The organism is Terrilactibacillus tamarindi (assembly GCF_009718825.1).
GTDB classification, from domain to species: domain Bacteria; phylum Bacillota; class Bacilli; order Bacillales; family Sporolactobacillaceae; genus Terrilactibacillus; species Terrilactibacillus tamarindi.
Genome location: NZ_WNHB01000024.1, coordinates 43,078 through 53,838 on the forward strand (window position 1 = coordinate 43,078; position 10,761 = coordinate 53,838).

At 38.3% G+C, this 10,761-nt stretch carries 10 protein-coding genes; all 10 read left to right on the forward strand.

The annotated features are described in order from the left end of the window. Nucleotides 1-60: 60 nt before the first annotated feature. The 10 genes from ftsH (at nucleotide 61) to lysS (ending at nucleotide 10,193) form a co-directional block, all read left to right on the forward strand. Nucleotides 61-1,998, forward strand: coding sequence for an ATP-dependent zinc metalloprotease FtsH (gene ftsH / locus GMB86_RS13395; RefSeq protein WP_155220757.1), 1,938 nt, complete (start codon nucleotides 61-63; stop codon nucleotides 1,996-1,998). A gap of 276 nt (nucleotides 1,999-2,274) precedes the next feature. Continuing rightward, nucleotides 2,275-3,042: a type III pantothenate kinase gene (locus GMB86_RS13400; RefSeq protein WP_196220231.1), complete on the forward strand. Its 768-nt coding sequence runs from the start codon at nucleotides 2,275-2,277 to the stop codon at nucleotides 3,040-3,042. Nucleotides 3,043-3,154: 112 nt separating this feature from the next. Continuing rightward, nucleotides 3,155-4,024, forward strand: coding sequence for an Hsp33 family molecular chaperone HslO (gene hslO, locus GMB86_RS13405; RefSeq protein WP_329602934.1), 870 nt, complete (start codon nucleotides 3,155-3,157; stop codon nucleotides 4,022-4,024). A 194-nt stretch (nucleotides 4,025-4,218) separates the two neighbouring features. Beyond that, nucleotides 4,219-5,139, forward strand: coding sequence for a cysteine synthase A (gene cysK / locus GMB86_RS13410; protein ID WP_155220761.1), 921 nt, complete (start codon nucleotides 4,219-4,221; stop codon nucleotides 5,137-5,139). A 560-nt stretch (nucleotides 5,140-5,699) separates the two neighbouring features. Continuing rightward, on the forward strand, nucleotides 5,700-6,566 hold the full coding sequence (gene folP / locus GMB86_RS13415; protein ID WP_155220763.1) for a dihydropteroate synthase: 867 nt from the start codon (nucleotides 5,700-5,702) through the stop codon (nucleotides 6,564-6,566). Next, a complete protein-coding gene (gene folB / locus GMB86_RS13420) occupies nucleotides 6,547-6,909 on the forward strand; it encodes a dihydroneopterin aldolase (protein ID WP_329602936.1) in 363 nt (120 codons plus the stop codon). The genes folP and folB overlap by 20 nt, the downstream gene beginning before the upstream one ends. A 1-nt stretch (nucleotide 6,910) precedes the next feature. Then, a complete protein-coding gene (folK, locus tag GMB86_RS13425) occupies nucleotides 6,911-7,441 on the forward strand; it encodes a 2-amino-4-hydroxy-6-hydroxymethyldihydropteridine diphosphokinase (protein WP_155220765.1) in 531 nt (176 codons plus the stop codon). Further along, nucleotides 7,393-7,599, forward strand: a complete 207-nt coding sequence (locus GMB86_RS13430; protein WP_141191698.1) for a helix-turn-helix domain-containing protein — start codon at nucleotides 7,393-7,395, stop codon at nucleotides 7,597-7,599. Before folK ends, GMB86_RS13430 begins: the two co-directional genes overlap by 49 nt. Nucleotides 7,600-7,629: 30 nt before the next feature. Beyond that, entirely contained in the window at nucleotides 7,630-8,613 is a 984-nt protein-coding gene (gene dusB / locus GMB86_RS13435; RefSeq protein ID WP_155220767.1) for a tRNA dihydrouridine synthase DusB, read from the forward strand. A gap of 83 nt (nucleotides 8,614-8,696) precedes the next feature. Then, complete coding sequence (lysS, locus tag GMB86_RS13440; RefSeq protein ID WP_155220769.1) at nucleotides 8,697-10,193, forward strand: lysine--tRNA ligase; 1,497 nt, start codon at nucleotides 8,697-8,699, stop codon at nucleotides 10,191-10,193. The last annotated feature ends 568 nt before the right edge of the window (nucleotides 10,194-10,761 follow it).

Below are 10,761 nucleotides of genomic sequence, written 5' to 3' on the forward strand. Positions count from 1 at the left end.
GAGGGCAATACCATTATGTTACTATTAAATATGGCTTTTTATTGCGGGAGGAGGTAAGGGATGAATCGAATATTTCGAAACACCATTATATATGTTTTTATCTTTTTAGTGATTATTGGAATTGTGAGCTTTTTGACAAGAACCAATCAAGATGTTAAATCATTAAGCTATACAGATTTTCAACAACACTTAACGCAGGGTGATGTGAAAGATCTAAGTCTACAACCAGAGGGTGTGGTCTATCTAGCGACGGGTAAGTTATCAGATGACAAGAATACAACATTTAAAACGTATGTTCCATCCACTGAAAAAGCACTTAACCAAATTACATTTGCAACAAAAAATCAACCAGATGTATTAGTTAAACCTCAAGAAAGAACAAGTGGTTGGATTCAATTTCTTACAACAATCATTCCTTTTGTCATTATTTTCTTCTTAATATTCTTCTTACTAAATCAAGCTCAAGGCGGCGGCGGCCGTGTCATGAACTTTGGTAAAAGTAAAGCAAAACTTTATTCTGAAGAAAAGAAAAAGGTGACATTTAAGGATGTTGCGGGTGCAGATGAAGAAAAACAAGAGCTCATCGAAATTGTCGATTTCTTAAAAGATCCAAGAAAGTTTGCAGCTCTCGGTGCGAGAATACCTAAAGGGGTCTTGCTAGTTGGTCCTCCGGGTACAGGTAAAACATTACTTGCCAGAGCCGTTGCAGGAGAAGCAGGAGTTCCTTTCTTCTCGATTAGTGGTTCTGACTTTGTCGAAATGTTTGTCGGTGTCGGTGCCTCCCGTGTACGTGATCTATTTGATAACGCTAAGAAAAATTCACCTTGTATCATTTTTATTGATGAAATTGATGCAGTAGGTCGCCAACGTGGAGCGGGTCTCGGTGGGGGTCATGATGAACGTGAACAAACATTGAACCAACTTCTCGTTGAAATGGATGGTTTTGGCGCTAATGAAGGAATCATTATTATCGCGGCAACAAACAGACCTGATATCTTAGACCCAGCTCTTCTACGACCAGGTCGTTTTGATAGACAAATTCCTGTAGGACGCCCTGACTTGAAAGGGAGAGAAGCAGTTCTACGTGTTCATGCACGTAACAAACCACTCGATAAGAAAATTGATCTAAAAACGGTTGCAAAATTAACACCTGGATTCTCAGGTGCGGATCTCGAGAACCTATTAAACGAAGCGGCTCTTGTCGCTGCAAGATCCGATAAAAAACAAATTGAAATGGAAGACATTGATGAAGCGGTTGAGAGAGTTATTGCAGGTCCCGCTAAGAAATCACGTGTCATTTCGGAAAAAGAACGAAACATTGTTGCTTATCATGAATCAGGGCATACAATTATTGGTTTAAACTTGGACAGTGCTGCAACGGTCCATAAAGTAACCGTTGTTCCTAGAGGTCAAGCAGGTGGTTATGCTGTCTCTTTACCAAAAGAAGATCGTTATTTCATGACGAAACCAGAACTTTTAGAACAAATTGTTGGTCTACTTGGTGGACGTGTTGCTGAAGAAATTACATTTGGCGAAGTGAGTACTGGGGCAAGCAATGATTTCCAAAGAGCAACAGGTATTGCAAGACGCATGGTTACAGAATTTGGGATGAGTGACAAACTGGGTCCAATGCAATTTGGTCACACTCAAAGTGGGCAGGTCTTCTTAGGTCGTGATTTCCAAAATGAACCTAACTATAGTGATACCATTGCTTACGAAATCGATACTGAAGTACAGCGTATTATCAAAGGGTGTTATGAACGTTGTAGAGAGATCCTCACAAAAGATCAAGAGAAACTGGAATTGATCGCAAAAACATTGTTAGACGTTGAAACACTTGAAGCAGATCAAATTAAAGCATTGTATGAAACAGGTAAATTGATTGAAGCTAATCATAATCGCTATGCTTCTGATGACGAGGCAGACGATGTGACTGTTAACATACAATCGAAGCCACAAATCGATGAATTAAAAAAACCTGATGATAAAGATTTATAAAATTAAATCTAAAAGAGAATTTTGATTTTAAGTGTCGTATCTCGTGAAGGTGTCTCCTTAAGGAGGCATCTTTCTTTTTTTTATAAAGTGAAATCGGTATGATGATTATGTTACGCGAGATATCTTACTGATTCCTTCATCCCCACACGAATCAGGGGCTCATGTGGTTAGTTATCCCCACCTAGGAATGCTCGTTTATACTCATTACCTTGAGGTGAGGGGGCACTACTCACTCGCCGTAATTACGGGATAAATTAAAAATAGATTGGTGATTTGATGATTTTTGTTTGTGATGTTGGAAACACCAATATGGTAATTGGTGTATACAATGATGATAAATTAATTGAACATTGGCGGATCTCAACAAGTCGTGATAAAACGGAAGATGAATTCGCGATGGTCATAAAAGACTTATTTAATCATGTTGGTTTAACATTTTCAGATTTTACGGCTATGATTATTTCCTCAGTTGTCCCTTCAATCATGTTCTCATTGGAGAGAATGTGTGATAAGTATTTTCACGTGACGCCACTCATTGTCGGGCCTGGAATTAAAACGGGTTTAAACTTAAAGTATGATAATCCTAGAGAACTTGGCGCGGATCGCATTGTAAATGCTGTGGCAGCCATACACCATTATTCTTCACCTCTTATTGTCATTGATTTTGGTACAGCGACGACCTTTTGTTACATCAATGAAAAAGGGCATTATATGGGTGGGGCCATTGCACCGGGTATTAATATCTCAACGGAAGCTTTATATGAAAAAGCATCAAAACTTCCGCGAATTGAGATCGTGAAACCTCCTCATATTGTTGGGAAAAATTCGATTCATGCCATGCAATCAGGGATCTTATATGGTTATGTCGGACAAGTAGAGGGAATTGTTTCAAGAATGAAGAAACAATCAGTGGAAGAAGCTACAGTTGTAGGAACAGGTGGATTATGTTCATTAATCGCAAGTGAAACAGATGTTATTGATTATATTGATCCCTTTCTAACGTTGAAAGGGTTGTACTTAATCTATAAACGAAATCAAAAATAAAGTGAAACTTCCATCAGTGGGGGGTCAAGACTCGCCGTTAATACGGGATAAAAAATTCATCTTTTGGATGATACTAAAGACAAAGGGAAAGTCATTGTTAGGAGGATTTTGAGTGAGTGATTATTTAATTAAAGCGACAGCTTATGACAATACAATACGAGTTTTAACCACTGACACAACAGAAACCGTATCAGAAGCCCAAAGGAGGCACAACACATGGCCAACAGCGTCTGCTGCTCTCGGTCGTACCATGACAGCTGGGGCCATGATGGGAGCTCAGTTTAAAGGGAATGAGAGGCTGACCATCACCATTCAAGGCGGCGGTCCTATTGGCGTTATTATTGTTGATGCGAACGCTAAAGGGGAAGTCAGAGGGTATGTGACCAATCCGCAAGTTCATTTTGATCTAAATAAATTTGGGAAACTCGATGTGGCAAGAGCAGTGGGGACCAATGGATTTCTCAGTGTCGTAAAAGATCTAGGCCTTAGAGATAACTTTACAGGACGGGTAGCTCTAGTATCTGGTGAGATTGGTGATGACTTTACGTATTATTTTGCAAGATCGGAACAGATACCTTCAGCAGTGGGTGTCGGTGTGCTTGTCAATCCAGACAATTCAATCAAGGCGTCTGGAGGATTCATTATTCAAGTTATGCCAGATGCACCGGATGACATCATTTCTAAAGTTGAAAAAAGATTAAGTGACATACCGCCAATATCCAAGCTTATTGAAGCAGGTCAGACACCCGAAGACCTCCTTCTGACGATTTTTGGTGAAGGCCATTATAAAATTCTAGAAAAAATGCCCATTCATTTTAAATGTCAGTGTTCACGTGAAAAATTAGCAAATGCTATTAGTGGTCTTGGTAACGAAGAAATACAGGCTATGATTGATGAAGACCATGGTGCAGAAGCAGACTGCCATTTTTGCCGTGAAAAATATTATTTCTCAGAAGATGACTTAAGAGACTTATTAAAATGACGCGTCTTTGTAAAAAAGATGTTTGGTCTTGCTTTATGTGAATCATATGAATGATCCCCTAAGATCAAAAGTTGTTTATTTTTTGAATTTATTAGAATATATTCACCCCAAAGCATTGACATTATAAACGATTGTGATAATATAGACTTACATTCCTACATGAATACTATGTTTTATAAATCGGAGGGGTAAAAATGGCAATCGCAAACTCAATCACGGAACTAATCGGACAAACGCCTGTAGTTAAACTTGGTCGTCTAACAGGTGAAAATGACGCAGAATTATATGCAAAATTGGAATTCTTCAACCCTGGTAGTAGCGTAAAAGATCGTATTGCTAATGCGATGATTGAAGCAGCTGAAAAAGAAGGAATACTCAAACCTGGTGATACGATTATCGAACCAACAAGTGGAAATACCGGTATCGGGTTGGCATTAGTATCAGCAGCCAAAGGATACAAAGCGATACTTGTTATGCCAGATACAATGAGTGTTGAAAGAAGAAAACTTTTTAAAGCATATGGAGCAGATCTTGTTTTAACACCGGGTTCAGCTGGTATGAATGGAGCTATTGCTAAGGCAGAGGAACTTAGTAAGGAGAACGGTTATTTCTTACCTCAACAATTTAAAAACAAAGCGAACCCAGAAGTTCACTATAATACGACAGGTAAAGAGCTTGTTGAACAATTCGACCAACTTGATGCGTTTATCGCTGGTGTTGGAACAGGTGGAACGGTATCTGGCGCAGGACGCAGATTGAAAGAACATTTTTCAGATATAAAAGTCTATGCTGTTGAACCCGACACTTCTGCTGTCCTCTCAGGAGAGAAAAGCGGCCCTCACAAAATCCAAGGAATTGGACCTGGCTTTGTTCCTGATACATTAGATAAAGATGCTTATGATGATGTTATTAAAGTATCCAACGAAGATGCATTTAAATATGCCCGTTTAGTCGGAATTAAAGAAGGCTTTCTATCCGGTATATCAGGCGGAGCAGCCATTGCTGCTGGTGTAGAAGTTGCCAAAAAACTTGGTAAAGGTAAAAAAGTGGTTGTCGTTATCCCTGACAATGGGGAACGTTACTTGAGTACACCACTTTATCAAACAGAAGAATAATATCATAATTTACATTTGATGTATTAATTTAATGAGTGACCATACGAAAAAATCGAAACGATCCTTCGTGTGGTCTTTTTGTTGCACAAATTTGACAGTATAAAAAGAAATAAGCCGTATCATTTCGAATAAACGGTTAAAGACTTGGTTAGAGGTTAAGTTTTCTTAACTTCTGTCATGTTTTGCTTAAGTGCAAACTTTTTATCCCGCATTAAAGGTGATTATTGACCCGCACCTTAATCATGAGTGTAAACGAACATTCCTAGGTGGATAACTGTCCGCGTGAGCCTACCTGGTCCAGGCTTACAATCAATGGGGGATGAAGCCCCCAATGACTTTAATTGTTCCGAGTGGGTCTAGTTTCTTGTACTTCTAATGATCCATACAAAAGTTAACGTCATGGTGTGCTTCATGTTATACTAACCTTATTGTCGTTAACAATTGATGTTCAAATAGATGATTTCTGATATGTTATGTTCCTTTTTATATTTTATTTACTTTCGAAATTAAATTTGAACCTCACTGATAGATTAATTTTTTTCAAGGTGGTGTTTGTATAGATGACGTATGGAAATATTTCTCCCTATCATGTTCTTAAATTAAAGAATAAAGAATTAGATTATCGAAATAAGACGTTGATTATGGGTATTTTGAATGTCACGCCAGATTCTTTTTCTGATGGTGGTCACTTTGACAGAGTCGATCGTGCAGTTAAGCATGCGCTTGAACTTGTTCGTGATGGGGCTGATATCATTGACATAGGCGGTGAATCTACACGTCCTGGTTATACGCCTATCTCTCTCGATGAAGAAATTAGTCGAGTAGTTCCCATCATTAAAGCCATAAGAGAGTATACTGATGTTCCAATATCTATTGACACATATAAAGCAGAGACAGCTAAACAAGCGATCGAAGCAGGCGCTGACATAATTAATGATATTTGGGGAGCTAAAAAAGATCCTCAAATGGCACACATCGCAAGTCAATATCAAGTACCGATTATTTTGATGCATAATCGTGATAACCTTAATTATAAAAATTTAATTGAAGATATGAAAAGCGATTTAAAAGAAAGCATTGAGCTTGTATTAGACGCAGGCTTATCACCAGATAAAATTATTTTGGATCCAGGTATTGGATTTGCTAAGGACTATGAACAAAACCTTCTTGTTATGAATAATCTAGATGCTTTTCATGATTTAGGCTATCCACTATTGCTCGGGACGTCACGTAAAGGTTTTATTGGAAAGACACTGGATTTGACTGTTGATAAACGCGTAGAGGGAACAGGTGCTACAGTGTGTTTAGGGATTATGAAAGGCTATCAATTGATGAGAGTTCATGATGTGTTATCCATGTCACGAATGGCAAAGATGATGGATGCTATGTTGAAAGCGAGTGAGAAAGATCGACAAGATATACATTAATCAGATGACCTTTTACGGTTATCATGGGGTTTTGCCAGAAGAGAACAAACTAGGTCAACGTTTTATTGTAGATTTAGAGTTACTCTTAGATCTAAAGGCAGCGGGAGATCACGATCGTCTTGAAGACACCATTAATTACGCTGAAGCGTACGAATTAACAAAGGAAATCGTAGAGGGACCGAAATATCAACTGATTGAAAGTGTGGCGGAACGCCTTGCTTCACATCTTCTAGACCACTTTCCGAAACTTAAAGAATGTAGAGTGAAGCTAATCAAACCCGATCCCCCAATTCCTGGGCATTACCAATCTGTTGCTGTAGAGATTATAAGGAGCCGAGCCTAAGATGACACATTCAATATCCTATATTGGACTTGGATCTAATATGGGTAACCGGATCGATTATTTACAAAAAGCCTGTGAACAGATGAATCAACTCCCAAATGTCAACATCATAACTTGTTCATCTATTTATGAAACAGCGCCTTATGGTCCGGTGAAACAAGCCGATTTTTTAAATATGGTAGCGAAGATTGAAACGTCACTCTCTGCGGTTGGTCTTCTCCATCAGCTTCAACAGATTGAATTATCTTTAGACCGAAAAAGAGAGGTTCATTGGGGCCCTAGAACGATCGACCTTGACATTTTACTCTATAATCAAGAGAATATTGAAATGGAGGACTTAATCGTTCCCCATCCTGAGATGAGTAAACGTTTATTCGTTCTTGTTCCTTTATTAGATCTTAATCCAAACTTAACTATACCTAAAATAGATAGAAATGTTTCAGAGTTATATAACGAAAGAAAAGAAGATGAGGGAGTGCGATTATGGAAACGGAACAATGGGGAAGGAGAATTCGGGCTTTTCGAAAATTGAAAGGCTACACCCAAGTTGATTTTGCCAAGGAGTTAGGCATATCCTTATCCATATTAGGAGAAATTGAAAGAGAGAGCCGAGTACCAAGTCAAGATTTAATTATGAAGGTATCGAAAAAACTTGATGTATCGATAGAGGAGTTAATGGAAATCAATTGAGTAAGGTTAGTAGTGTGAAAGGTGATGATCATGTTAAAAATTGGGCCCATTGAAATGAAGAACCAAGTTGTTTTGGCTCCAATGGCCGGTGTTTGTAATCCTGCTTTTCGATTGATTGCAAAAGAATTTGGTGCTGGCCTCGTTTGTGCTGAGATGGTGGCCGACCAAGGGATTATTCAACATAATGAAAAATCACTGCAAATGCTCTATGTCGATGAACGTGAAAAACCTTTAAGCCTACAAATTTTTGGAGGGTCTAAAGAGACATTGGTTGCGGCAGCTCAATATGTTGATAAATACACCAATGCTGATATTATTGATATTAATATGGGCTGCCCTGTTCCAAAAATCACAAAGTGTGATGCAGGAGCAAGATGGTTATTGGAACCTGAAAAAATATATGAAATGGTTTCTGCAGTTGCTGGGGTTGTAGAAAAGCCAGTAACAGTCAAAATGCGTATAGGATGGGATTCCGACCATATCTTTGCAGTCGAAAATGCACAAGCTGTCGAACAAGCTGGAGGCGCGGCCGTTGCTGTACATGGACGGACTCGTGTGCAAATGTATGAAGGCGAGGCAAATTGGGATATCATTAGAAAGGTAAAAGAGTCGGTAAACATACCTGTTATTGGGAATGGCGATGTAAAAACACCCTATGATGCAAAGCGAATGTTAGATACTACGGGTGTTGATGGGGTTATGATTGGCCGAGGAGCGCTTGGAAATCCATGGATGTTATATCGTACTGTCCAATATCTCGAAACAGGTGTTATATATGATGATCCCACACCTAAAGAAAAAGTGGATGTTTGCTTGCTTCATTTTGAACGATTAGCGAAGTTGAAAGGTGAGTATATTGCAGTAAGAGAGATGCGCAAACATGCCGCGTGGTATATGAAAGGCCTCCGGGGTGGAAATGATGTACGCAAGAAAATTAATCTATGTGAAACTGGCGATCAACTAAGAGAAATTCTTCAAGACTTTATACTTCAGCTTGAATGTGTTCATGCATAAGAGGTAAATTACATAGGTAGTTTGCGCTTAAATAGATAGAACTTGAGAATACGGATTTAAATTTTAAGGAGATGAACCGCGGGATGAGTCAGGAAATTGAAATGAATGACCAGCTATTAGCAAGAAGAGAAAAATTAAATGCGTTATATGAAAAAGGGATAAATCCGTTCGGAGGGAGATTCGAGCGTACGCATTCTGCAACAGAGATAGTGAAAGAGTTTGATTCGTTTACTAAAGAGGAACTAACTGAAAAAAATGCACCCGTATCAATAGCTGGACGGATTATGACAAAAAGGGGTAAAGGTAAAGCTGGCTTCGCACATATTCAAGATTTGACAGGGCAAATTCAAATTTATGTGCGTAAAGATGCTGTTGGAGAAGAACAATACGATGTATTTAAAACAATTGATATAGGTGATATTGTCAGTGTTAAAGGTATTGCTTTTAAAACAAATGTCGGCGAATTATCCGTTAAAGCCACAGAATTTCACATTTTATCAAAAGCGATGCGTCCCTTACCGGATAAATTCCATGGTCTAAAAGACGTAGAACAACGATATCGTCAACGTTATCTTGATCTCATTATGAATCCAGATGTTAAAACAACGTTTGTGCAAAGAAGTCAAATTTTAAAATATACAAGAGAGTATCTAGACAGTATTGGCTTCCTTGAAGTCGAAACACCAACCATGCATAGCATTCCCGGAGGAGCAGCAGCAAAACCCTTTATTACCCATCATAATGCCCTTGATATGCCTCTTTACATGCGTATTGCCATAGAACTACATTTAAAACGATTAATCGTAGGCGGTCTCGAGAAAGTATATGAGATTGGGCGTGTTTATCGTAACGAAGGTGTGTCTACTCGTCATAACCCAGAGTTTACGATGCTTGAATTATATGAAGCATACAGAGACTTTCAAGATATTATGTCGCTAACAGAAAATATGATTGCTCATGTAGCTAGAAAAGTTCTTGGAACAACGACGATCACATATGGTGAACATACCATTAACCTAGAACCAGAGTGGAGACGTGTCCACATGGTGGATCTTATTAAAGAAGCTACGGGTGTTGATTTCTGGAAAGAAATGACGGACCAAGAAGCGCGCGATCTCGCGCATGAACATGGTGTTGATGTAAAAGACTCTATGACATTTGGACATGTTGTTAATGAATTCTTTGAACAAAAGCTTGAACATACACTCATTCAACCAACCTTTGTCTATGGTCATCCTGTTGCCATCTCACCTCTTGCTAAGAAAAATGCTGATGATCCGAGATTTACTGACCGTTTTGAATTATTTATTGTGGGTAGAGAACATGCGAATGCCTTTAGTGAACTCAACGATCCAATCGATCAACGTGAACGCTTTGAAGCTCAAGTGAGAGAGAGAGCGGAAGGAAATGATGAAGCACATATGATGGATGAGGATTTCCTTGAGTCATTAGAATACGGAATGCCGCCAACAGGTGGTTTAGGTATCGGTATGGACCGATTGGTGATGTTATTGACCAATTCACCTTCCATTCGCGATGTATTATTATTCCCTCAAATGCGGCATCGTGACGAAAACTAAGTTTATTTATGAGGAGCAGCTATTTGCTCCTCTTTTTATATAAATCGGAAATTGACGGCGTGGAAAGTCTAAGATGTTGACACTTCTTACTATTATATAGTCGTCATATGCTACCAAATATAAAAGTGGCTTAAATCTTGCTATGATTCTAGCATACGATATAAGCGTGTTTTAAAAAAGTGACTAACATAGGATTGTTTTAGCTTTTGAAACTAATATTTTCATCACTTTGGGCTTTAAGTATTCTAAATAATCTTTTATATTATTAGGGTATTGATTTTTTAATCATAACCCTATATAATAAGTTAAGTCGTCAAGCAAACAAGCTTTTATCTTTATTAATAAAAAAAGTGCTTGACAAAGTCTTTTAAATGAGATATACTAATCAAGTCGCACTGATAAGCGACAACCAATTAATAGATTGTTCCTTGAAAACTAAACAAAAGCCAAGCGTAATATCAAACGGGTAACACCGATTGATTTCTTTGAAAAAAAGAGCGATGGATCAAATGAAACGATTTAATTATTTTTTGTTCATTATAAATGAACTAACAGGCTAAGGAACTTC